Source organism: Duganella sp. AC237, from assembly GCF_979254035.1.
Genome location: NZ_CEEDEW010000003.1, coordinates 5,456,995 through 5,480,710, shown reverse-complemented (window position 1 = coordinate 5,480,710; position 23,716 = coordinate 5,456,995). Strand labels below are relative to the sequence as shown.

The window sequence follows — 23,716 nt, the reverse complement described above, 5'->3', positions numbered from 1 at the left end:
TAGCCATACTATCTAGCCATACTATCTAGCCATATCACCTAATCATACCCCAGGTCCGCGACCGGCACCGCCAGCGGCGCGGCCGGCGAGCGCCCCAGCACCCGGTTGATGGTGCGGCCGAGCACGCGGATATCGTTGTCGAAGCCGCCGTGGCTGGCCTGCTCGGTGCGCGTCGCCGAGACCCGGATGCGGTCGCTCGTCACCTCGCATGCGGCGGCGCCGTCGGCCTGCCGCGGCAGCGCCGCCACCCAGGCGCGCCACGCCTTCACTTGCGGCCAGTCGGCCGGTTTCCACAGATCGTCGTCGCGCTGGTTGGCGCCCGGATATAACAGGCGCTGCAGGCCCGCCAGCGGCGTCTTGCGCAGGTTCTCAAAGCCCCGGCTCACCAGGTACAGCAAGGACTTGCCGTACGGCCCGACCGTGTCGGCGCGCTCGCTGACGTCCGACAGCAGGTGCAGCCAGAAGCGGTCGGCGGCGATGAACCGGTCGGCCACCCTGGCCTGGTAGTGGCGCGCCGCGAAGTCGAGTGAACAGGCCGGCGCGTACAGCGTGACCGACGCGATCGGCAGGCCGGCGGCCTGGCACAGGTCCAGCAGGTGGCCGTGCACGAAGGCGCCGGCCGAATGGCCCACCAGATGCAATTCCAGCCCGGGGTGGGCGGCGCGCAGCCGCAGCAGCGCGGCGGCCAGCAGGTGCAGCGCGCCGCCGGCCAGCGCGGCCTCGGCGGCGTTGGCCTTCATCTCGTTCCACGACCACTTGATGTTGTGGGCGGCCGCCTCCAGCAGCTTGTCGCGGGCCTCGGCCACCAGGCCGCCGGCCAGGCCACGAAACTGGGCCTGGCCGGGTACGATGCCGAGCGCGTCGTCCAGCGCGCCGGCCAAGGTGTCGAGGATGCCGGTGCGCCAGGTGTAGAACAGCGGATAGACGCCGTTGGCCAGGAAGTAGGGGCCCATGACGCGGATGCGCCGGAGCGCGTCCTCCTCCCTGTTGAGGCCGCCGTGGGCGTAGATCACGACTTTCTTCCCGGCGGCGCCGGCGCCGCGCAGCCAGCGGTCGATGTTCTCCAGCGCCACCCGCTCGACCAGGTCCTCGGCGCGGCCGATGTCGGGACGGCCGATGCGCACCGCGCCGTTGTTGCCGGCCACCAGCGCGTGTTCGTAGGCGGCCTCGGTGGTCCACGGGTTGGCCGCCGCCGGGGCCGCAGCCGTGCGTGGATGGAGGTCGCCCGACACCAGCGAGTGGCCGATGCGCCGCGCGCGCGACGGCGGCAGCGCCTGTTCCGCCTGCGGCACGCCCAGCGCGGCGACCCAGGCGTCGGTGCCGTTGGCGAGCCAGTCCGGATAGCCCAGCACGGCAAAGCCGCCCGCGCCCCAGTCCGTGCCCCAGGAATTCTGCACCACAAAGCCGCGCTCGTTGTAGCCGACCAGCGCGAAGGCATGGCCGCCGGTCGCTTCGGCGCCCTCGCGCCAGGCGATGCCGGGCAGGCCGTCGTGGCCCCGGCCCGGCGCTTGCGGGGCGCTGGCGTCGAGCGCCCAGCCGTCGTGCACGGCGGCCGACACATAGATCGCGCCGATCTCGTGGATGGCCGCCTGCATATCGGTCAGCGAGGCGCTGTCGACCCGGTAATAGGTGCCCAGCGGCCGCGCCAGCGCGTCGCGCGCCCAGTCGGCGGCGGGGCGGTAGGCCCTTGTGCCGGCGGCGTGCACGCTACGGGTCCACAGCGCGCCGGCGCAGCTGCCGTGCTTGTTCCACCCCTTCATGGCGCCACGACAGCTCGAGCCGTCGTAATCCTCGCCCGGCCATTCGTCGTAGAAGCGCGCCAGGTCGTACAGCATGTGCGGGCTGACCCCCGCGACCTCCTTTTTGTTTTTCGCGCTGGTCCACAGCAGGAAATTGACGGTGGCCGCCAGGCCGTAGCCAGTGCAGGCGCCGTGCTTTTTCTGGTCCAGCACCAGGCCCTGCCGGATATACGCCGGCAGCAGCTTGCGCAGCGCCATATCGTTGGGCCAGCGCGGCGGCAGCGCGGCGATCGGCGGCGCGTAGGGACGGTCGCGCAGGTCGAGCCGGTCCGGGCGCGCGTCCAGCTGGACGGTTTTGGCGCCGATCTTGAGTTTTCGCGTGGGCATGCTGGATCGACCGGTAGAGGTATCGACGCTAGTCTACGAAGGAAACGACATTGTGTAAATTGCAAAGCGCAAACGGACGGCGCAAAAAAAAACGACAAGCATGGCGCTTGCCGTTTTCGTCGACCGCGCCGCTTACTTGGCGGCCAGCATGCCCGTCGGCGCCTGCTTGCGGAACCACTCGTCGGTGTGGGCCGTGGCGCCGCCGCTCAAGCCGGTGCCGGCGTGGTATTGCCGCATCTGCTCACCCAGGGCGGCGACGTTGCCGCCCAGCGTACCTGACGGGGCCGCCACGACGGCCGAGGCCGCCGTGAGGGCCGGCACGGTCAACCGGGCGACCGTGGTGTCCGGCGTGGCTTGCGCCTGCGCGTAGCCGCCCAGCGCCTGCGCCAATGCGCTGACCTGGGCGCCCACCGGCGTGCCCGGCCGGGTCGAATGGTCCGCCCGGAACCAAACGTCCGCCACCTGGTGGACACCGCCGTCGGTGGTGGTGTAGCTGGAGCGCAGCCCGATCCAGTTGCCGTTGTCGAGCTCGCTGGTCTTGGTGGCGCCGACGTTCAGGCCGGCGATGCCCAGCGCGTCCAGGGTCAGCAACTCGCCGCCCTGGCTGACGCCGTCCGCGTTGGCGTCGACCCACACGCGCAGGTCGCCGAATTGCGCGTCCTTTGCGTCGACCACGCCGTCGCCGTTGGCGTCGAGCTCGGCGAGCGCGGCGAAGCCGTCGCGCGCCTTGCCGGCGCCGGCACCGGCGCCGGTGCTGGAGCTGCTGGTGCTGGTTCCGAACAGCTCGCCGCCATCGTTGATGGTGCCGTCATGGTTGCGGTCCAGCGCGAGCAGGCCGTCGCCCTGGCCGACCCAGCCGGTGGCGACCCGTTCGCCGTCGGCGTGCAGGTCGAAGCGCACGCCGGCCTCCAGCGCCAGGGTGCGCACGCCGTTGCCGTCGAGGTCGAGGATCAGCGGACTGGTCAGCAACGCCGCGCGCTGCTCGTCGCTCAACGCGGCGAGCTGGTCGGCGCTGAACGCGCCGGCCTGCGCCATCGTGAAGGCCGACAGCTCGGCCATCGTCAGCGCGGCGAGCTGGTCGGACGTGAGCGCGGCGATTTGCACCGCCTTGAGCGAGCGCACCTGCGCCGTGGTGAACGCGGCGACCTGGTTGGCGCTGAGGTTGACGATGGTGGCGGCCGACAGCGCGGCCACCTGCGCCGTCCGCAGCGCGACGATGTCGTTGGCGTCGAGCATCTGGATCTGGTCCGAGTTCAAGGCGTTGAACACCGCCGCGTTCAGCGCCACGACCTGCGGCGCGTCCAGGTTGGCGATCTGGGCGGTGGTCATGCCCAGCGCCTGCGCCGCGCCCAGCGCGGCCAATTGGTTGGTGCGCAGGTTGCCGATCATCTCGGCGCCCAGGCCGGCGATCTGCGCCGACGTGAAGCCGGTCATCTGGCCGGCGGTGAAGGTGTTGAGCGAAGTGAGCGAGCCGAGCTGGCTGGTGGTCAGGCCGCGGATCTTGGTCACGTCCAGCCCGGCCAGGGTGCGCGTCGTCAGCGCCGTGAACTGCTCGATCGTGAGCGCGCCCAGCTGGTTGGTTTTGAGCGAACTCAGTTGCGCCGAGTTCAGGCCGGCGACGGCGGCCACGTTCAGCGCGCCGATTTGAAGCGTGCTCAGCGCTACCAGATTCAGGCCCGGCAGTTGCCGGGTGCTCAGCGCGCCGAGCTGGCCGGCGTTCAGTTGCGCCACCTGCGCCACGCTCAGGCCGTTGAGCTGCGCCGAACGCAAGGTAGCGAAGTGGTCGCCGTCGATGGCGCCGACCTGCTGCGTGGTCAGTGCCGCCACCTGGCCGCCGTTGAGCGCGCCCAGGGTGCGCAGGCTGTTGATCTGGCCGGTCGACAGCGCGCCGATGTCGGCCACGCTGATGGCCTCGATCTGCGAGGTATTCAGGGTGGCGACCTGCTCCAGGGTGAGCGCGGCGATCTGCGGCTTGCTCAAGGCGTCGACCTGGGCGTCGCTGAGCGCGCCGATGTCTTCGAGCTCGATGCTGGCGATCTGGTCGCTGCTGAGGCCCGCCAGCGCCGCCAGGTTGATGGCGCGCACCTGGGCCGTGCTCAGCGCGGCCAGCTGGCCGGTGGTGATGCCGCGCATCTGCGCCAGCGTCAGCGCGGCGACCTGGGCGGAGCGCAATGTGGCGAGCTGGTCCATACCCAGCGCGGCCAGCTGGCCGGTGGTCAGCGCGGCCACCTGCGCCGTGTTGAAGGCCGACAAGGTGGTCAGGCCGGCCAGCTGCGCGTTCGACACCGCCTTCATCTGGGCCGCCGTCAGCGCCGCCAGTTCGGCGGTCGACAGCGTGCCGAACTGGTCGACGCTCAGCTGCGAGATCTGCAAGGTCGACAGGGCCGAGAACTGGCCCGGGCGCAGGCCCGACAGGTCTTCGATCTCCATCGCGGCGATCTGCGCGCTGGACAGGCCGCGCAGCGCGGAAGTGCCGAGCGCGCGCCACTGGTTCAGCGACAGCGCCTGGATCTGGTGGGTGGTCAGCGCCTGCACCTGGCGGCTGGTGAGCGCGCCCACCTGGCGGCTGGTCAGCGCGCCGAGCTGGGTGTCGCTGAGCGCCTGGATGCGGTCGGTGCCCAGCGCGGCCACCTGCGCCGTGCTGAACGAGCCGAGCAGGTCGAGCAGCACGAACTGCGCAGGGGTGAGGTAGTCCAGCTGGGTCTCGCTGAGCGCGGCCACCTGGATCGCCGTCAGCGCCAGCAACTGGTCGCTGGTCATGTTGCCGATCGCGGCCGAGGTCAGCGCGCGGATCTGGGCGGTCTTGAGCGCGGCCAGGTCGCCCGGCTCGAGCGCGACGAACTGGTCGGCGCTGAGCGTGGCGATGGCGCGCGTCGACAGCGCCGCCGCCTGCGCCGCGCTCAGGGCGACGATCTGGTCGACGCTCAGCGCGCGCACCTGGTTGGCCGTCAGCGCGCCGAGCGCGCCGGTGGTGATGGCGCCGATCTGTTCGAGGCCGAGGGCGGCGATCTGATCGGTCGTGAGCGACATCAATTGCGTCGAGCGCAGCGCGGCGATGTCGCCCAGCTCGATCGCGGCGATCTGTTCGGCCGTGAGCGCGGCCAGCGCGCGCGTGCTCAGCGCCAGCAGCTCGGCGGTGGTCAGCGCGACGATCTGGTCGGTCGTCAGCTGCGCCGCCTGGCTGGTGCTCAGCGCGGCGATTTGCGCGGTGCGCAGGCTGGCGATCTGGTCGGGCAGCAGCGCTTGCAGCTGGTCGCCGGTCAGCGCCCGCACCTGGGCGGTGGTCAGCGCGCGCAGACTGGTGAGCGCGCGCAACTGGTCGGCGCTCAGCGCGGCCACCTGCTGCGCCGTGAGGCTGGCCACGCCCTGGCTCGACAGCGCGCCGACCTGCTCGGCCGTCAACGCCAGCAGCTGGTCGGTGGAGAGCGCCTGGAGCTGGGCCGTCTTCAGGCCCGGGATGTCGGCCGCCTCGATGGCGGCGATCTGCGCCAGGGTCAGCGCCCGCAGCACGGGCAGGCTCAGCGCGCCGACCTGGGCCGCGCTCAGCGCGACCAGTTGGGCGTCGCTGAACACGGCGATCTGCGCGGTCTGCAGCGCGCCGATCTGGCGCGAGTTCAGCACTTCGATGTCGGACGCCGTCAGCGCGGCGATGCGCGCCGTCGACATGGCGGCGATCTGCGCGGTCGTGTAGTCGGCCAGGTTGCCCAGCGCGGAGGCCTGGTCGGGCGTCATCGCTTCGAGCTGGGTCTGCGAGAAGGCGGCGATGTCGGCGCTGCTGAGGGCGTGCAACTGGTCCAGGGTCAGCGCGACGACCTGGTCGGTCGTGAGCGAGCGCAGCTGCGCGCTGGTGAAGGCGGCCAGGTCCTCCACCTCGATCTGGGCGATCAGGGCCGGGTCCAGGCGCGACAGCAGGGCGGTGGCGATGGCGCGGATCTGCCCGGTCGACAAACCGATCAGCTGGGCGGCGGTCAGGCCGCCGGCCTGGTTCTTGGTGAGCGCGGCCAGCTGGCGCGTGCCCAGGGTGGCGAAGCGGTCGGCCGACATCGCGCCGAGCTGGTCGGTGCTGAGGGCGGCGATCTGCACGCTCGTCAGCGGCTTCAGGCTCGACAGCGCGGCCAGCTGGCCGGACGTCAGGTAGCCGATCTGGCGCGTGGTCAGCGCCGAGATTTCGCTGCTGGTGAGGGCGTTGTACTGGTCGGCCGAGAGCGCCGCCAACTGGTCGCTGCCCAGCACGACAAGCTGGCTGGTCTTGAGCGCGGCCAGGTCGTCGCCGGCCAGCGCGGCGATCTGGCCGGTGGTCAGCGCCGCGATGGCCGCGTTCGACAAGGCCCGGACTTGCGCGGTGGTCAGCGCCGGGATCTGGTCGGTGGTGAAGAACTGGATCTGGCCGGTGGTGAACGCGGCGATCTGGGCGGTGCGCAGCGCGGCGAACTGCTCCGGCGTGAGCGCGAGGATCTGGTCGCTCGACAGGCCGGCGATCTGGCGCGTGCCCAGGCTGGCCAGGCTGCCCAGCGCGGCGAACTGCGCCTGGCTCAGCACGGCGATCTGGCGCGGAGTCAGCGCGCCGATTTCCTGGCTGGTCATGCTCGACAGCTGGGCCAGGGTCAGCGCCGACACCTGGTCGGTCGTCAGCGAGGCGACCTGGTCGGTCCGCAGCACGGCGATGTCGGCCAGTTCGATCGCGGCGATCTGCTCGGTCGTCAACGCCGCCAGCGCGGCCGTGGCCAGGCCGCGCACCTGGCGCGTCTCGAGCGCGACGATCTGGTTGGTGCTCAGCGCCTGCAACTGGGCGCTGGCCAGCGCGTTGAGCTGGCGCGTGTTCAGGGTGGCGATCTGGCCCAGCCCCAGGCTGTCGATCTGGGTGCTGCTCAGGGCCCGGATCTGCAAGGTGGTCAGCGGCGCCAGCGACGCCAGGCTGCCCAGCTGGGCGGTCGACAGCGCGGCCACCTGGGCGCTCGTCAGGCTGGCCATGGTGCGCGTGCTCAGCGCGGCGAACTGGGCGGCGGTGAGCGCGGCCAGCTGGTCGCTGGTGAGGGTGACGATCTGGTGGGTGCCGAGCGCGGCGACATCGACCGCCTCGATCGCGGCCACCTGGTCGGTCGACAGCGCGGCCAGGGTGGCGGCGTTGAGGCTGCGCACCTGCGCGGTGCTCAGCGCGACGATCTGGTCGGTTGTCAAGGCGCCCACCTGGACGCTGGTCAGGCCGGCGATCTGGTTGGTGCGCAAGGTGGCGATCTTGTCCAGCGCCAGGCTGGCGATCTGGTCGGTGGTCAGGGCGCCGATCTGGCGGCTGGTCAGCGGCGCCAGGTCGGCGAAGCCGGCCACCTGCCCGGTGGTGAGGGCGGCGATCTGGCGCGTGGTCAGCGCGGCGATCTGCTGCGTCGTCAACGTGGCGAACTGGGCGTTGGTCAGCCTGCCCAGCTGGTCGGTGGTCAGCGCGGCGATTTGCCGCGTCGACAGCGCCAGCACGTCGGCCAGCTCGATGGCCGGCACCTGGTCGGAGGTCAGCGCGGCGATCTGTTCCGAGCCCAGCGCGCGGATTTGCGCGGTGCTCAGCGCGACCACCGCGTTGGTGCTCAGCGCGCCGATCTGGTCGGTGGTGAGGGCGGCGATCTGGCGCGTCGTCAGGCTGGCCAGGATGCCCAGCGACAGCGAGGCGATCTGGTTGGTGGTGAGCGCGGCGATGGCGGCGGTCGAGAAGCTCGCCAGCGACGACAGCGCGCCGAGCTGGTCGCTGGTGAGGGCGGCCTTTTGCTCGGCCGTCAGCGCGGCGATCTCCTGCGTGGTCAGCACGGTGATCTGGCTGGTGGTCAACGACGCCACCTGGTCGGTCGACAGCGCGGCCACTTGCCGCGTCGACAGGCTGGCCAGCACGGTGTTGCTGAGCGCGACGATCTGGTCGGTGGTCAACAGGCCGATGTTGGCGGTCGACACGCCGCGCACCTGGGCGGTGGCCAGGCCGGCGATCTGGTCGGTGGTCAGCGCGATCAACTGGTCGCTGTTGAGGGCGGCGATCTGGTTCGAGCGCAGCGTGTGCAGGTCGGCCAGGTTCAGGTGCGACAGCTGGTCGGTGCTGAACGCGCCCAGTTGGCGCGTCGTCAGCGCGGCCAGGGTGGCCAGCGCGTCGATCTGGTCGTCGTCCAGGCTGGCGATCTGGTCGGCCGTCAGCGCGGCCAGCTCGGCCGTGGTGAGCGCGCGCAACTGGCGGCTGCCCAGCGCGTCGAGCTGATCGCTGCCGAGGGCGGCGACCTGGCGCGTGCTCAGCGCGACGATCTCGTCGAGGCGCAGCGCGGCGATGCGGTCCGTGCCGAGCGCGGCGATGCGGTCGGTGCCCAGCGCGCGCACTTGCGCCGTGGTCATCGTGCGCACCTGGTCGCTGGTCATGGCGGCGGCCTGCTCGACGCTGAGCGCGGCGATCTGCGAGGTTTGCAGCGAGGCGAAGTCGGCGGTGCTGAGCTGGGCGATCTGGTCGGTCGTCAAGGACGTCATCTGGCGCGAGGTCAGCGGCGTGAGCGCGCTGAGGGCGGCGATCTGGTCGCTGTTGAGCACGGCCAGTTGCTCGGCGGTGAGCGAGCGGATGCCCGCCGTGCCCAGCGCGGTCAGTTGGGCGGTGGTCAGCGCAACGATCTGGTCGGTGGTCAGGCGCGCCACCTGCGCCGTGCGCAGCGCGCGGAAGTCGCGCGTTTCGATGGCGGCGATGGCGTCGGTGCCGAGCGCGGCGATGGCCTCGGTGCCCAGCGCCGCCAGTTGCGCGCTGTTGAGCGCGACGATCTGGTCGGTGGTGAGCGCGGCGGCCTGGCCGCCATCGAGGGCGCCGAGTTGGCGGGTGGCCAGCGCGCCGAGGTCCCGGGTCGTGATGCTGGCGATCTGGTCGGTCGTGAGCGCGCGCACCTGGCGCGTGGCCAGCGCGCCGATGAAGCGCAGCGCGTCGATCTGGTCGGTCGACAGCGCGGCGATCTGGTCGGTCGACAGGGCGACGGTGCCGGCGGTGTCGAGCGCGGCGACCTGGGCGGTGCCCAGCGCGGCGATCTGGTCGCTGGTGAGCCGGTTGACCTGGCTGGTGTCGAGGCCGGCGATGTCGCGCGTTTCGATGGCGGCGATCTGGTCGGTGGAGAGGGTGGCCAGGGTGGCCGCGCCCAGGCCGCGCAGCTGCGCCGCGCTCAGCGCGACGATCTGGTCGGTCGTCAGCGCGCGCGCCTGTTCCGCCGACAGCGCGCGCAGCTGGCCGCTGGTGAGCGTGCCGAGGTTGCGCGTGGTCAGCGACGCCAGCTGCCCGGTGGTGACGCCGGTGATCTGGGCGCTCGACAGCATGTCCAGGCTCGACAGCGCATTGACCTGGTCGCTGGTGAGCACGCCGATCTGGTCGGTGTCGAGGGCGGCGACGGCGGCGCTGGCCAACGCGCCGAACTGGTCGGAGCTGAGGGCGACGATCTGGTCGGTCGACAGGCGGGCCACCTGCGCCGATTGCAGCGCGGCGATGTCGCGCGTTTCGATCTGGCCGATCTGGGCGCTGGTGAGCGCATTGAGCATGGCGGTCGACAGGCCGCGGTACTGGGCAACCGTCAGGTCGACGATCTGGGCCGCCGTCAGCGCCTGCGCCTGCTCGGCGGTCAGCGCCGCCAGCTGGGTGCTGGTCAGGTTGACCAGGTCGCGCGTTTCCAGCGAAACGATCTGGTCGGTGGTGAGCGCCGCCATCTGCAAGGTGCCCAGCGGCGCCAGGCTCTTGAGCGCGGCGATCTGGTCGGTGCTGAGCGCGGCCAGCTGATCGGGCAGCAGCGCGGCCAGGTTGGCGCTGCTGAGCGCGACCATCTGGTCGGTGGTCAAGGCCGCCAATTGTTCGTTGTTGAGGGCACGGATCTGGCCGCTGGTCATCCGCGCCAGGTCGCGCGTTTCGAGCGCGGCCACCTGGCCGGTGGTCAGCTGGGCGACCATCGCGGTGGTCAGCGACACCACCTGGGCGGTGCCCAGGCCGGCGATCTGGTCGGTCGTGACCAGCGCCAGTTGCTCGGCCGTCAGCGCGTTGATCTGCTGGGTGGTCAGGTGCGCCATGGCGGCCGTCGCCAGCGAGGTCAACTGATCGGCGCCCAGCGCCTGGATCGCGCCCGTGCTCAGCGCCACCAGCTGGCGCGTGGCCAGCGCGTTGAGCTGGTCGGTGGTCAGCGAGGCGACCTGGTTCGAGCCCAGGGTGGCGATCTGCAGGGTTTGCAGCGCGCGCAGGTCGTCGGTCTCGAGCGCGGCCACCTGCAAGTGGTTGAGGACGTTGAGCTGGCGGCTGCCGAGGGCGGTCATTTCACGCGTGCTCAGCGCGACGAGCTGGTCGGTGCTCAGCAGGGCGATCTGGAGCGTGGTCAGCGCGGCCACCTGCGGCAGGGTCAACGCCGGCACCTGGTCGGTGGTCAGCCCGGCCAGGCCGTCGGCGCTCAGGAAGCCCAGCTGGCGTGTGCCGATGGCGCGCAATTGCGCCGTGCTCAGCACGGAAAACTGGTCGGAACTGAAGGCGGCCAAGTCTTCGGTCGACAGGCTCGCGATCATGGTCGTCGACATGCTGGCGATCGCGTCTGTGGTAAAGCCTGTGATAATCGAAGTCATTGCTGGGTCTCCCGGGGAGTTTCCATGATACGCACTAAATTTCCATATGGAAACCAAATACTGACGAAAGGCGATTGAACCTCGCTATGGCGCCGGGCCCGATTGTCGATCCGGCAAGCTTGCCGGGGCGACGGGAGGGGGCCGCTGGGACCAGGTGCGCGGCATCAGCCGCGCCCGTTCAATGCCATCCAAAAACAGGTTTTGTACCGGCGTCGCCAAGTACGGCAGTGTCATGGCGACCACCAGCAAACCCACACCTAAGGTGATCGGAAAACCGATCCCGAACAAATTCAACGCCGGCGCCGCGCGCGTCAGGATCCCCAGCGCGACGTTGGTGATCAACAACGCCGCCACGATCGGCAGCGACAGCTGCACCCCGGTGCTGAAGATCCGCCCGCCCCAATCGGCCAGCTGCTTGAAGCCGCCGCTGTAGATCGGTGTGGCCGACACCGGCAGCGACGAAAAACTCTCCACCAGCGCCGACAGCAGCACCAGGTGGGCGTTGACAGACAGGAAACCGAGGGTCGCCACCAGCGCCAGGAACTGGCTGATCGCCGACGAGCGCCCCTGCGTGTTCGGATCGAAGAACGTCGCGAAGCCCAGGCCCATCGTCAGGCTGGAGATTTCCCCCGCCATTTCCACGGCGGCGAAGATGATGCGGATGCTGAAACCCATCGCCAGCCCGATCAGCATCTCCTGCGCCAGGATCAGCAGCCCGGCCAGCGACATCGGATCGGTCGCCGGCAGCGCCGGCACGGCCGGCGCCACGATCGCCGCCAGCATCACCCCCAGCATCACCTTGACGCTGGCCGGCACCGCCTTGTTGCCGAACAGCGGGGCGGCCGCCAGCAGGCCGAGGATGCGCGTGAGCGGCCACAGCAATCCTGCGATCCACATGTTGATATCGGCACTGGCGATGGTAATCATGAGGGTCTGTTACCCGCAGTTACATTTCTTTTCGGAACTAATGGCATCTAGCCAACAAGGTTGGGGATGCCGCCGAATACCTCGCGCATATAGTCGAGCATGACCGACAACATCCACGGGCCGGCCACGACCAGCGCGACAAAGATGCCGACCAGCTTGGGGATGAACGACAGGGTCGCCTCGTTGATCTGCGTGGCGGCCTGGAAGATGCTGACGACCAGGCCGATGATCAGCGCCACCAGCAACATGGGCGCGGCGATCATCAGGGTGACCTCCATCGCGTGGCGGCCCAGGGTCATGACGCTTTCGGGTGTCATCGCGGCCTCCTAGTAGAAACTTTGCGCCAACGAGCCGAGCAGCAACTGCCAGCCGTCGACCAGCACGAACAGCATCAGCTTGAACGGCAGCGAGATCACCGCCGGCGACATCATCATCATCCCCATCGACATCAGCACCGACGCCACCACCATGTCGATGATCAGGAAGGGGATGAAGATGGCGAAGCCGATCTGGAACGCGGTCTTCAGTTCGCTGGTGACGAACGCCGGCACCAGGATGCGCAGCGGCACGTCCTCCGGGCCCTGCAAGGCCGGGCTGCGCGACAGTTTGACGAACAGCGCCAGGTCGGCCTGGCGGGTTTGCTTCATCATGAACGTCTTGAGCGGCGCGGCGCCCTTGTCCATCGCGTCGGTCATGGTGATCTTGTTTTCCTGCAGCGGCAGGTAGGCTTCGTTGTAGATCTTGTCGAAGGTCGGTCCCATCACGAACAGGGTCAGGAACAGCGCCAGGCCGACCATCACCTGGTTCGGCGGCGCCGACTGCGTGCCCAGCGCCTGGCGCAGCAGCGACAGCACGATGATGATGCGGGTGAAACAAGTCATCAACAACAACGCCGCCGGGATGAACGACAGCGCCGTCATCAACAGCATGGTTTGCAGCGGCAAGGTGTAGTTGGTGCCGCCGCCCGGCGCCGGCGTCGCGTTCAGCGCCGGGATGCCGATGTTCGATTGGGCCGCCGCCAGCAGCGGCAGCGCCAGCGCGCCCACCAGCAGCAGCGATTTGAGCGCGGCGGCCTTGTTACCCTGCAATTTATTTCGCATTGCGCTTGTCGATCGTTTGTTTGAACCATTCGGCGAAGTTGGCCGTCTGCAGGGTGGCCGGCACCGCCGCTTCGCTGTTTTCCTGGCGCGGCATGGTGGCGAGCGCGTTCATGCGGCCCGGCGAGGCGCCGACGACGATCCATTGATCGCCCACCTCGATCACCAGGATGCGCTCGCGCGTGCCCAGGCTCAGCGAGCCGACCAGCTTGACGGTGCCGCCGGCGCCGCCCAGGTTCCTGGGGCCGAAGCGCTTGAGGAACCAGGCGCCGCCCACCAGCAACGCCAGCACGAACAGCAGCGCGAAGGTGGTTTGCATCAGGCTGCCGGCGCCCGGGGCCGCCGGTGGCGGCGTCGGGATCGTCATCGCCAGCGGGCCGGGCGGGGTGGCGGCCGGTTTGGCCGGCGGCGCCGTCGCGGCCGGGGCGGTGGCGGTGTCGCTGGCGGCAGGAGCGGGTTCGGCGGCGGCCGGGACGACCGGCGTCACGGTCGGGGCGGGGGTTGCCTGCACGGTGGCCGAAGCGGCAGTCGCCGCCTTGCCGGCGGCGGGAGCGGCGGTGGTCTGCGCCATCGCGGGCGCGGCGGCCAGGGCCGCCGCGAGGATCAGGGAGAGGATCGGTCCGTGCTTCATTTATTCAGTTTTCGGATGCGTTCGGATGGCGTGATGATGTCGGTCAGGCGGATACCGAACTTGTCGTTGACCACCACCACCTCGCCCTGGGCGATCAGGCAGCCGTTGACCAGCACGTCCATCGGCTCGCCGGCCATGCCGTCGAGCTCGACCACCGAGCCCTGCGCCAGTTGCAGCAGGTTCTTGATGGCGATCTTGGTGCGGCCCAGTTCGACCGTCAGCTGGACCGGGATGTCGAGGATGAAATCGATGTCGTTGTGGGTCTCGGTCTTGCTCGGCGTGCCGGAAAAGTCCTTGAAGACGGCCGCGCTGGCGGCCTGCTGCGCTTGCTGCGCCTGCAGCGCTTCCGCCTCCGCCTGGGCTTGCTCGGCGATCGCGGCGCCCCAAGGGTCGTCCATGCTTTGATCGTCGTCTTGATTATCCGACATGTTTCTCTCCTGTGTTGCGGTTACCGGCGGCCAACGCCGCGGTCTTATTTAAGGTTTTCTGCGTTGGAGAGCAATTTCTCGACCTTCAACGCGTATTGTCCGTTCATCACGCCGTAGCTGCAGTCCATCACCGGCACGCCGTCGACGGTGGCCGAGATCATTTCCGGGATCGTCAGCGGGATGATGTCGCCCACCCGCATGTTGAGGATCTCGTCGAAATTGACCTTGGCCGTGCCCAGCGAGGCGACCACCTCGACCTCGGCGATCTGGATTTGCTGCGTCATCAGGCGGATCCAGCGCTTGTCGACTTCGAGCGCCTCGCCCTGCAGGCTGGAGGTGAGCGAATCGCGGATCGGCTCGATCATCGAATACGGCATGCAGAAGTGGATCTGGCCGGAAACCGATCCCAGCTCCACCGTGAAGGTCGACGCCACCACCACCTCGTTCGGGGTGGCGATGTTGGCGAACTGGGTGTTCATCTCCGAGCGGATGTACTCGAACTCGACCGGATAAACCGGCTCCCAAGATTTGGTATACGCCTCGAACACGATATCGAGGATGCGCAGGATGATGCGCTGCTCGGTCTGCGTGAAATCGCGGCCCTCGACGCGGGTGTGGAAGCGGCCGTCGCCGCCGAACAGGTTGTCCACCAGCAGGAACACCAGGCCCGGATCGAACACCATCAGCGCCGTGCCGCGCAGCGGCTTCATGTGCACGAGGTTGAGGTTGGTCGGCACCACCAGATTGCGGATGAATTCGCTGTACTTGGAGACCCGCACCGAGCCGACCGAGACCTCGGCGCTGCGGCGCAGGAAGTTGAACAGGCCCACGCGCAGCAGGCGCGCGAAACGCTCGTTGATAATCTCCAGGGTCGGCATCCGGCCACGGACGATGCGTTCCTGCGTGGCCAGGTTGTAGGTCCGTACGCCGGCGACGTCCTCTTGCTGCTGGGCGTCGTCCTGGTCGCCGTTGACGCCCTTCAGAAGGGCATCGACTTCTTCCTGGGAGAGAAAATTATCGGCCATGGTGGATTACTTACCTGTCAACTGCTGCTTACTGGATGATAAACGACGTGAACAGCACATCGATGATGTCCTGCTTGTCGCCGCGGTGTTCGAACGGTTCCGACAACTGCTCGGTGATTTCCTTCGACAGCTGGACCTTGCCCTCGGGCGTGTTGATGTCGGCGGCTTTTTTGCTCGACAACAGCAGCAGCACGCGGTTGCGCACCTTGGCCATATTCTTTTTGACGTTGTCCGCCTCTTCCAGGCTCGATACTTCCAAGGTGAACGCCAGTTGCAGGTACTGGTCGCTGACGCCCGATTCGCCCGGTTGCAGGTTGACGGTGAACGGCTCGACCGGAATGTACTCGGACGGCCCGGCCTTCTTGGCCGATTTTTTCTTGACCGGCTTGTCTTCTTCCTCGTGCGCGTCTTCCTTGCCGTGCATGAAGAACCAGGCCGCGCCGCCGCCGGCGGCGGCCAGCAACAGCACCACTGCGACGATGATGATGATCAGTTTTTTGCTGCCGCCGCCCGCGGGCGCTTCGACTTTCTGATCGGCTTTCACTTTTGGATTCGCTTTCAAAATTCCTGCCCTTGCCCGGATGGTGCACTGTATTGTGCGAGTGGATCACTTCGCCATTATGTCATTATCGGTTGTGACTGCGCGGTTGGAAATGCCGAAAAGAACCATGATCCAGTGGCTGCTTGACGCTTCCATAGTTGAACCGACAACAAAACCGGGAGGGCCGCGCCGCCGCCCGCCGCCGCTTACGCGAAGGTGTCGACAGCGCCTGCCGGCACGCGACGCGCCGGAGCGCTTGCGCGGGCGGCATTGCCGCCATCGTCGACGTCGCCGCGACCGGCCCGGCCGCTGCCGCCGGCGCGTGCGCCGCGCTGGCTGCCGTTATCGTTTTGCATCGAAGCGGCTTGCTGGTTGAAACCGTTGTTCTGGTCCGACATTCCTGCCGATACCGTCGCGCTGCCGAGCTGGATGCCGGCTTCGCTCATCATTTCGCGCAGCTTCGGCAGCGCCTGTTCGAGCGCCTGGCGCACCTCCGGCTGGGCCGAGCTGAAGGCGGCGGTGGCCTGGTCCTTGTTCACGCTCAGCACGACTTGCAGCGGGCCGAGGTCCGGCGGATTCAATTCCATGGTGGCGCTTTGTTCGCCACCGGCGGCCATGAAGATCACTTTCTGGCCCAGTTGCTGGTCCCACGCCTGGGTGCCGACGCGGCTGGTGAGCTTGTCCGTCGGCGCGGCCACGGCCGCCTTGGCGGTTTCCAGCGCGGCTTGCGCGGTCGGCGCGATGGCGGCGGCGCTGTCCTTGAGCGCCGGCAGCGTTTCGGCAGCGGCGGCACCGGCGGCATTGGCGCCGGCGCGCGGCGCGGCGGCGGCCAGGGCGGCGTCGGATTGATGCTGCTGGGCCTGCTGTGACTGGGTCAGTTGTTGCTGGAAGTCGGCGGCCGGCGCAGCCTTGCCGGTGGTGGCGGCCGCGTCGGTGTCGGCGGTGATCGCGGTCGTGTCTTTCAACACGGCGGTAGCGCCTGCCTTATCGTCCAGGCTGGCCACACCCGGTGCGTTGGTGGTGGCGGTCATTTTGGACAAGGCGCTGGACGGTACCGGGGTCAGTTTGCCGGCGGCGTTGGCGGCATCGGCGGCGGTCTTGGCCCCCGCTGCGGCTGCGGCGGCATCGGCCACCGCCTGCGCCGTGGCGCCCGCGTTGGTCAGCGCGGCCTTGAAGTCGGCGGCGGCATCGGCGCCGGCGCCGGCCTTGGCGGCCAGCGCGGCGTCGTCGAGCGCGGCGGCGTCGGCGGCTTTGGTCGGGTCGGCGGCGCCCGCCAACGCGTCGGCGTCGACGCCGATGGCGGCATCGCCGGCTTTGGCGGCGGCCAGTTCAGCAGCCAGCGCGGCCGCTTCGGCGGCGAGCGCGGCGGCGCTGGCGGCGGTGTTGCCGCCGATCGCGGCCGAGGTATCGGTGGCGGTGCTGGCGACCGGGGCGGGCGGTTGATTGAACGCCGCCACCAGGGCCAGCATATCGGCCACCGGATCGGCCGATTTGGCGGCCTGGGCGTCGCTGGTCGCGCTGTCGCTGGCGCCATCGGTGCCGCTGTCGCCGGCGGTGGTCTTGGTTGAAGCGGTCGTTGCGGCTGCCGTCGCGGCGTCGGCGCGCGATGCCGGCTGCACGGCCTTGTCCGCCGCGTCGGCTTGCTGGTTTTGTGGTTGCGCCGGTTTGGCCGGCGCGGTTTGTTTCGGCGCGGACGGGCGCGACGCCGGCGCCGGGCGGTCCGGGGTCTTGGCGATCATGTTGCCATTGTTGGCATGGCGTTGATCCATCTCGCGCGACAGCGCCTGCTTGAAGGCGTTGTTGTCGCCACCCGCGCCCAGGTTCAGATTGGCTTTCGGTGCCGAGACCGCATTGGCGTTCAGCGTCGGAAGTTGGAGATTGGAGGTTTGCATGATCGCGCCGTGTCGGTAGGGTTCAACTAGGTTGGTAACTGTGGGTTAGCGCTTGTAATAAGCCTGTCGTGCTGCGTGTTCGTCCATCTGCTTCTGGTCGCGCTTGTTTTCCAGCTTGAGCGCCTCGGCGTCCGCCCGCTCGTTCAGGGTCGAGTAGGACATGCGCTTGCGCTCGGCGGTCTGCCACGCGGCTTTTTCCTGGTCGGCGCGGTATTCGGCATGCCGTATCATCTCCAGCTGGCCCTTGACGGCCACGTCCAGTTTTTCCATGAACGCCTGGAAATTGCGGTAGGCCATGGGCGTGATGCCGGCCGCCTGCGCCTCTTCGAAGCGCTTGACGTACTCGTCGCGGTAGCCGACCAGCATCTGGTGCTTCTGCGTGGCCTCGTCGACCGCTTTCAGGGACGCGCCGAGCCGCTTGGCCGCATCGTCGGTTTCCCGGCGGGCCAGGTCGATCAATGTTTCAAGTTGCGCTTTGGATGCCATAGTGAATCAATTATAGGTGGCGGCGGACCGCGTCCATCAGTCGAACAGAGAGGTAAGTTGGCCCAAACTCTCATCCATGGTGACCCGTTCGGTGATCTGTTGTTGCAGGAAGTTTTCTATCCGATCGTGCAGCACGATAGCCTGGTCCAATACCGGGTCGGTGCCGGGGGCGTAGGCGCCGACGCTGATCAGGTCGCGGCTGCGCTCGTAGCGCGAAAACAATTGTTTCAGGTGGCGCGCGCGTTGCTGATGCTCGTGCGTGGTGATCGAGTGCATGGCGCGGCTGATCGACTGTTCGATGTCGATCGCCGGGTAGTGGCCCGACTCGGCCAGTCGGCGGTTGAGCACGATGTGGCCGTCCAGGATCGCCCGTGCCGAGTCGGCGATCGGGTCCTGTTGATCGTCGCCCTCGGTCAGCACGGTGTAGAAGGCGGTGATCGAGCCGCCGCCGACCTCGCCGTTGCCGGCCCGTTCGACCAGCACCGGCAGCTTGGCGAACACCGACGGCGGATAGCCCTTGGTGGCCGGCGGCTCGCCGATGGCCAGCGCGATTTCGCGTTGCGCCATGGCGTAGCGGGTCAGCGAGTCCATGATCAGGAGCACGTTCTGGCCCTTGTCGCGGAAGTGCTCGGCGATGGCGGTGGCGTAGGCCGCGCCTTGCAGGCGCATCAGCGGCGGCGTGTCGGCCGGCGCGGCCACGACCACCGAGCGCGCCAGGCCCTCGGGCCCGAGGATCTGCTCGATGAATTCTTTGACTTCCCGGCCGCGTTCGCCGATCAGGCCGACGACGATGACGTCGGCCTCGGTGTAGCGCGCCATCATGCCGAGTAAAACGGATTTACCGACGCCGGAGCCTGCGAACAGGCCCATGCGCTGGCCGCGTCCCACCGTCAGCATGGCGTTGATCGAGCGCACGCCGACGTCGAGCGTGTCGACGATGGGCGCGCGGCCGAGCGGGTTGGCGGGGCGGGTGTTGATCGGCGCGCTGTCGGAGGCGTTGAGCGGGCCGAGGTTGTCGAGCACGCGGCCGGCGCCGTCGAGCACGCGGCCCAGCAGCTCGGGGCCGACCGGCAGGTGGCGCGCGCGGTCGCTGGGACGGCGGCGCGGATGGGCCACGGTGCCCGGTTTCGGAATGGCCGGCTCGACCGGGAACACGCGGGTGCCGGGCACCACGCCTTCGACATCGCTTTGCGGCATCAGGAACAGGCGGTCGCCCTCGAAGCCGACCACTTCGGCCTCGATCTTGCCGCCGCCCGGCAGCGGCACGGTGCAGGCGGCGCCGACGGCAAGGCGCAGGCCGACCGCCTCCATGACCAGGCCGGCCACGCGGGTGACGCGGCCGGAGATCTGCATCGGTTCGACGAAGCCGACCAATGCGCCGCAGTCGCCCAGATAGGATTTCCAGCGGCCGGCGTGCGGGCTGGCGGCGGCTGCGTCGTCGGGTTTTTTGTCGCGGACGGCGCTCATGTCAGTCCAGCCAATCCACTTCTTTGCCCAGCGCGTGGCTCAGGCGTTGCCAGCGCGCGGCGGCGGTGGCGTCGATCTGGTTGGTGGCGGTGTCGACCTTGCAGCCGCCGCGTCCGACGTTGGCATCCTCGATCACGCGCCAGCCGCTCTTGTCGAGCTCTTCGCCGATGGCGGTGCGCACGATGGCGGCGTCGTCCGGATGCAAATGCAATTGCGCCGGCTGTTGCAGCGCCGGCAGGTAATCGATGGCGTCGCGCACGATCGGCAGCACCAGTTCCGGCTTGACCTGCAGCGCGTTCTTGAGCATGCCCTTGGCCAGTTGCAGCGCCAGGTCCAGCACGTCGTTGGCGATCAGCTGGTCGGCGTCGCGCAGGGCGCCGCTGAAGCCGTCGGCCAGCGCGCGCATCTGTTGCAGTTCTTCCCTGGTGGCGATTTCGCCGGCGGCGATGGCGTCGGCGTGGCCGGCCGCGTGGCCTTCCTCGTAGCCGGACTGGCGCGCCTCTTCGCGGATCTGTTCGAGTTCTTCGACGGTCGGATACTCGAGCGGCGGCGGCAGCGGCGGGCCGATTTCGACCAGTTCCTGCTGCTCCAGCAGCGCCTCGTGCACGCGCTGCTCGGCTTCGATGCGCGCGTTCTCGGCGTCGCGTTCGCGCTGCTCGGCGTCGCGCAGCGCCACCACGCTGGGGCGCTCGTCGCCGAACGAGCGCATTTCCCAGCGCTGGAATGCGGTTTGCTGCTCTTTGGGCAAATTAGACAAACGAATCCTCGCCTTTGCCGCCTAACACGATCTGGCCTTCGTCGGCCAGGCGGCGGACGATTTGCAGAATCTGCTTCTGTTGCGTTTCGACTTCGGACAGGCGCACCGGGCCTTTCGATTCAAGGTCTTCGCGCATCATCTCGCTGGCGCGCGCCGACATGTTCTTGAAGATCTTGTCGCGCAATTCCTGCGACGCGCCCTTGAGCGCGATGATCAGCATTTCCGACTGCACTTCCCGCAGCAGCAACTGGATGCCGCGGTCGTCGATGTCGATCAGGTTGTCGAACACGAACATCTCGTCCATGATCTTCTGCGCCATATCGTTGTCGTAGTTCTTGATGTTGTCCATCACAGAACCTTCCTGCTCGCCGCTCATGAAGTTAAGGATCTCGGCGGCCGTGCGCACGCCGCCCAGCGACGATTTCTTGATGTTCTCGTTACCGGACAACAGCTTGGTCAGCACGTCGTTCAGTTCGCGCAGCGCGGCCGGCTGCACGCCGTCCAGGGTGGCGATGCGCAGCACGGCGTCGTTGCGCAGGCGGTCGGTGAAGTGGCTGAGGATTTCGCAGGCCTGGTCGCGCTCCAGGTGGACCAGGATGGTGGCGATGATCTGCGGGTGCTCGTTGCGGATCAGCTCGGCCACGGACTGCGAATCCATCCACTTGAGCGACTCGATGCCGGAGGCGTCCTTGCCGCCCAGGATGCGCGACAGCAGCACCGAGGCCTTGTCGTCGCCCAGCGCCTTGGTCAGCACCTGGCGGATGTATTCGTCCGAATCGAGGCCGACCGTGGAGGCGGCCGCGACCATCTCGCGGAAGTTGTCCAAGGTGCCGACCACTTCCTCGTGCGGCACGTTCTTCATGGTCGCCATGGCCGCGCCGAGTTTCAGCACTTCGCGCGGGCCGAGGTATTTCATCACTTCGGCCGCTTCGCTCTCGCCCATCGCCAGCATCAGGATGGCGGCTTTTTGGAGTCCGGTATTCTCAGTCATTTGCGCCTATCCATTCCTTGATGACGTTGGCAACGATGCGTGGGTCTTCGACGGCGAGTTTTTTCGCCATCGCCAGGTTTTCGCGGTAAGTCTTGACGGTGTTCTCTTCCATCTTGCGCAGTTCTTCCTCGGCGATGAGGGCCTCGTCGGGGCCTTCCTCGACGACTTCCTCCGGCTCTTCCGGCTCCGGCTCCGGGGCGTTGATCTCGTCGATCTTCTTGAAGACCGGACGCATCATCGGACGCACGATGCGCAGCACGATGTACAGCAGGATCAGCGCGGTGATCAGGAACTTGGCCAGGTCCTTGGCCATCGGCAGGTTGGCCGGATCGCGCCACCAGTCGAGCGCAGGCTCGAACGGACGGTCGACGCCGTCGAACGGCGAGTTGGCCACGCTCACGGCGTCGCCCCGGTCCTGGTTGTAGCCCATCGCCTGCTTGACCAGATCGTTGATCTTGGACATCTCTTCTGGAGTATAGGCTTTAATGGTGACTTTGCCGTCCTTGTCGACCAGGCGTTTGTAATTGACCACAACGGCCACCGTCATGCGGCGCAGCCCGCCCATGCCGCGCGTCTCGTAGCGCACGGTCTTGTCGACTTCATAATTGGTAGTCGATTCCTTGTGTTTCGGACCGGCCGCGTTGGCGTTGACGCCGCCCGGCGGCGTGCCCGGCGCCGGCGCGTTGGGGCCGTTGGCGACGGCCTGGTCGAGCGGGGCGGTGGCGGTGCCCGGCGGCTGGTTCGACAGCGCGCCCGGAATGCCGCCCGGATTGGCGTTGGCGTCGCCGCTGGTCTCGCTGCTTTGCTGGCTGCGGATGGCCGAGGCCGCCGGCGGCGAGTTCGGCTTGTAGGTTTCTGCTGCCTGCTCGACTTTTGAAAAATCGACGTCCGCGGTCGCCTCGGCGCGCACATTGCCTTCGCCGACGATGGGGATGATGATCGATTCGACCTGCTTGATGACCTGCAGCTGCATGTCCTTGACATACTTGAGCTGGGTTTCATCCATGTTCTTGGCGTTCAGGCCGCCGCTGCCGTTCTTGTTCTGGTCCGAGATCAGGTTGCCGGCCTGGTCGACCACGGTGACGTTGGCCGGCATCAGTTCCGGCACGCTGGAGGCGACCAGGTGGACGATGGCGGCGGTCTGGGCCGGGTCGAGCATGCGGTTCGGGTGCAAGGTCAGCAGCACCGACGCGGTCGGTTTTTGCTGGTCGCGCACGAACACGGACGGCTTCGGCAGCGCCAGGTGGACGCGGGCGTTCTCGACGGCGGCCAGCGACTGGATCGAGCGCGCCAGCTCGCCTTCGAGCGCGCGCTGGTAGTTAACCTGTTCCAGGAACTGGGACACGCCCAGTTTCTGGTTTTCCATCAGCTCGAAGCCGACGTTGCCGCCCTTGGGCAAGCCTTGCGCGGCCAGTTTCAGGCGGGCGTCGTGGACCTGCTCGGTCGGCACCAGGATGGCGCCGCCGTTGTCCGAGAACTTGTGCTTGATGTTCAGCTTATCCAGCTCGGCCGTGATGGCGCCGCCGTCGCGGTCGGTGAAATTGGAGAACAGCACGCCGTAATCGGGCGGTTTATTCCACAAATACAGGCCGATCAGCAGCGCCACGATCGCGGCGGCCGCCGCCGCGCGCATGAAGTTGCGGCCCATCGGGGTCCGGATAAAGGGCAGCCGTTCCGCACCGTCGTCGCCGGATGCTGGCGGGGCTGCTGTGTCGTTGTCGATTGCTTCGGCTGCGGCCATGATGGTTGGGTTCCGGGTAACTGGGTCTGAAATGGGGGAGTGCAGAACAGATTATTGCTTGTCGTCCGGAAATTTAATGCTTGGAATAGAGCGCCCTTTACCGTCTTGCTCGTGCATGTGGTGTTGCGCCGGGCTTGGTATTCTGGCAGGACTGATAGAGCCGTTCCGTATTGTAACGCCGGGTTCGGCCATGTCGCGGAATTTGTTTCGCGACAGCAACAGATAGGAGTATCAAATGAAAACAGGTGGCATCGACAGCAGCCAGATCCAGGCCATGATCGCCCAGTTGAAGGCGCACGCCACGCGCCCGAGCCTGACGCCGCCGGTGATCCAGACCGAAGCGCCGGCCGTGCCCAAGGCGCAGTTCTCGGACGCGCTGGAAAAATCGCTGGCGGCGGTCAACGCCAGCCAGGTGCAGGCGGCCGACATGGGCAAGCGCTTCGCCATGGGCGACGACAGCGTCAGCCTGTCGGACACCATGATCGCCATGCAGAAGGCCAGCATTAACTTCCAGGCAACGATCCAGGTGCGCAACAAGCTGGTGTCGTCGTATCACGAAATCATGAATATGCAGGTGTAAGAACGGTTCGTTACACCAGCTCGACTGTCAGGCGGCGGCCCAAGGCGGCGGCCGTTTGTTCTACAAAGTCGAGCTTGGTCGCGTGACGTAAATCGAAAAGGCGGTCAATTTGTGGCTGATGCACTTGCATCTTGCGGGCCAAGTCCGCTTTGCGCATCTTTTGCTGCAGCATTTCATTCCACAACAACACTTTTGCGGTTTCCAGCGCCGGCAGCGGCACAGTGTGCTGTCCTTCACCCGCAGCCGATGGCATCGGCACTATCCGCCGGTCGTCCATGTAGAGCTCCACGGCGGTAATGAGACCGTCCACGGCTTCGCGGTGGGCTTCCTCCATGGTCTCGCCCACCGAATGCGCCTCCGGGAAGTCGGCGAAGTCGACCAGAAAACTCGCCTCGTCGCGCGCCACAGTGATGGGGTAATTCAACATGTTTTCTCCTG

Annotated in this window: 17 protein-coding genes; 1 reads left to right on the top strand and 16 read right to left on the bottom strand. The window is 67.8% G+C overall.

The features are described 5' to 3' along the window. Nucleotides 1–38: 38 nt before the first annotated feature. From AC0IYS_RS24290 to fliF, 15 genes are all read right to left on the bottom strand, one after another. Nucleotides 39–2,126 (bottom strand): C1 family peptidase, encoded by a 2,088-nt coding sequence (locus AC0IYS_RS24290; RefSeq protein WP_471707575.1) that lies wholly within the window; start codon nucleotides 2,124–2,126, stop codon nucleotides 39–41. Nucleotides 2,127–2,258: 132 nt separating this feature from the next. Further along, a complete protein-coding gene (locus AC0IYS_RS24285; protein WP_471707574.1) occupies nucleotides 2,259–10,715 on the bottom strand; it encodes an iron-regulated protein frpC in 8,457 nt (2,818 codons plus the stop codon). Nucleotides 10,716–10,799: 84 nt separating this feature from the next. Continuing rightward, entirely contained in the window at nucleotides 10,800–11,642 is an 843-nt protein-coding gene (gene fliR / locus AC0IYS_RS24280; protein WP_471707573.1) for a flagellar biosynthetic protein FliR, read from the bottom strand. Between the two features lie 47 nt (nucleotides 11,643–11,689). Continuing rightward, nucleotides 11,690–11,959 carry a flagellar biosynthesis protein FliQ gene (fliQ, locus tag AC0IYS_RS24275; RefSeq protein WP_463454670.1) on the bottom strand — a complete coding sequence of 90 codons (270 nt, stop codon included), beginning with the start codon at nucleotides 11,957–11,959 and terminating at the stop codon, nucleotides 11,690–11,692. Nucleotides 11,960–11,968: 9 nt separating this feature from the next. Beyond that, nucleotides 11,969–12,742: a flagellar type III secretion system pore protein FliP gene (fliP, locus tag AC0IYS_RS24270; protein WP_471707572.1), complete on the bottom strand. Its 774-nt coding sequence runs from the start codon at nucleotides 12,740–12,742 to the stop codon at nucleotides 11,969–11,971. After that, nucleotides 12,732–13,370 (bottom strand): flagellar biosynthetic protein FliO, encoded by a 639-nt coding sequence (fliO, locus tag AC0IYS_RS24265; RefSeq protein WP_471707571.1) that lies wholly within the window; start codon nucleotides 13,368–13,370, stop codon nucleotides 12,732–12,734. Before fliO ends, fliP begins: the two co-directional genes overlap by 11 nt. After that, a complete protein-coding gene (gene fliN, locus AC0IYS_RS24260) occupies nucleotides 13,367–13,798 on the bottom strand; it encodes a flagellar motor switch protein FliN (RefSeq protein ID WP_090322382.1) in 432 nt (143 codons plus the stop codon). Before fliN ends, fliO begins: the two co-directional genes overlap by 4 nt. A gap of 44 nt (nucleotides 13,799–13,842) precedes the next feature. Then, nucleotides 13,843–14,823, bottom strand: coding sequence for a flagellar motor switch protein FliM (fliM, locus tag AC0IYS_RS24255; protein ID WP_090322379.1), 981 nt, complete (start codon nucleotides 14,821–14,823; stop codon nucleotides 13,843–13,845). A gap of 28 nt (nucleotides 14,824–14,851) precedes the next feature. After that, a complete protein-coding gene (gene fliL / locus AC0IYS_RS24250; protein ID WP_471707570.1) occupies nucleotides 14,852–15,367 on the bottom strand; it encodes a flagellar basal body-associated protein FliL in 516 nt (171 codons plus the stop codon). 203 nt (nucleotides 15,368–15,570) lie between these two features. After that, the gene (locus AC0IYS_RS24245; protein WP_471707569.1) at nucleotides 15,571–17,256 is read right to left on the bottom strand and encodes a flagellar hook-length control protein FliK; all 1,686 of its coding nucleotides are present in this window, start codon (nucleotides 17,254–17,256) and stop codon (nucleotides 15,571–15,573) included. 45 nt (nucleotides 17,257–17,301) lie between these two features. After that, nucleotides 17,302–17,742 (bottom strand): flagellar export protein FliJ, encoded by a 441-nt coding sequence (gene fliJ / locus AC0IYS_RS24240; RefSeq protein ID WP_090322363.1) that lies wholly within the window; start codon nucleotides 17,740–17,742, stop codon nucleotides 17,302–17,304. Nucleotides 17,743–17,778: 36 nt separating this feature from the next. Next, entirely contained in the window at nucleotides 17,779–19,209 is a 1,431-nt protein-coding gene (gene fliI, locus AC0IYS_RS24235) for a flagellar protein export ATPase FliI (RefSeq protein WP_471707568.1), read from the bottom strand. 1 nt (nucleotide 19,210) lies between these two features. Next, nucleotides 19,211–19,966 carry a flagellar assembly protein FliH gene (locus tag AC0IYS_RS24230; RefSeq protein ID WP_471707567.1) on the bottom strand — a complete coding sequence of 252 codons (756 nt, stop codon included), beginning with the start codon at nucleotides 19,964–19,966 and terminating at the stop codon, nucleotides 19,211–19,213. Continuing rightward, entirely contained in the window at nucleotides 19,959–20,957 is a 999-nt protein-coding gene (fliG, locus tag AC0IYS_RS24225; RefSeq protein ID WP_090322347.1) for a flagellar motor switch protein FliG, read from the bottom strand. Before fliG ends, AC0IYS_RS24230 begins: the two co-directional genes overlap by 8 nt. After that, nucleotides 20,950–22,698 (bottom strand): flagellar basal-body MS-ring/collar protein FliF, encoded by a 1,749-nt coding sequence (gene fliF, locus AC0IYS_RS24220; RefSeq protein ID WP_471707566.1) that lies wholly within the window; start codon nucleotides 22,696–22,698, stop codon nucleotides 20,950–20,952. The genes fliG and fliF overlap by 8 nt, the downstream gene beginning before the upstream one ends. Before the next feature lie 235 nt (nucleotides 22,699–22,933). Between fliF and fliE the strand changes: the two genes are divergently transcribed. Next, nucleotides 22,934–23,278, top strand: a complete 345-nt coding sequence (gene fliE, locus AC0IYS_RS24215; RefSeq protein ID WP_090322339.1) for a flagellar hook-basal body complex protein FliE — start codon at nucleotides 22,934–22,936, stop codon at nucleotides 23,276–23,278. Nucleotides 23,279–23,288: 10 nt separating this feature from the next. On the opposite strand, the gene AC0IYS_RS24210 is transcribed toward fliE, so the two are convergent. After that, nucleotides 23,289–23,705 (bottom strand): type II toxin-antitoxin system HicB family antitoxin, encoded by a 417-nt coding sequence (locus tag AC0IYS_RS24210; RefSeq protein ID WP_463454678.1) that lies wholly within the window; start codon nucleotides 23,703–23,705, stop codon nucleotides 23,289–23,291. Nucleotides 23,706–23,716 lie beyond the last annotated feature (11 nt).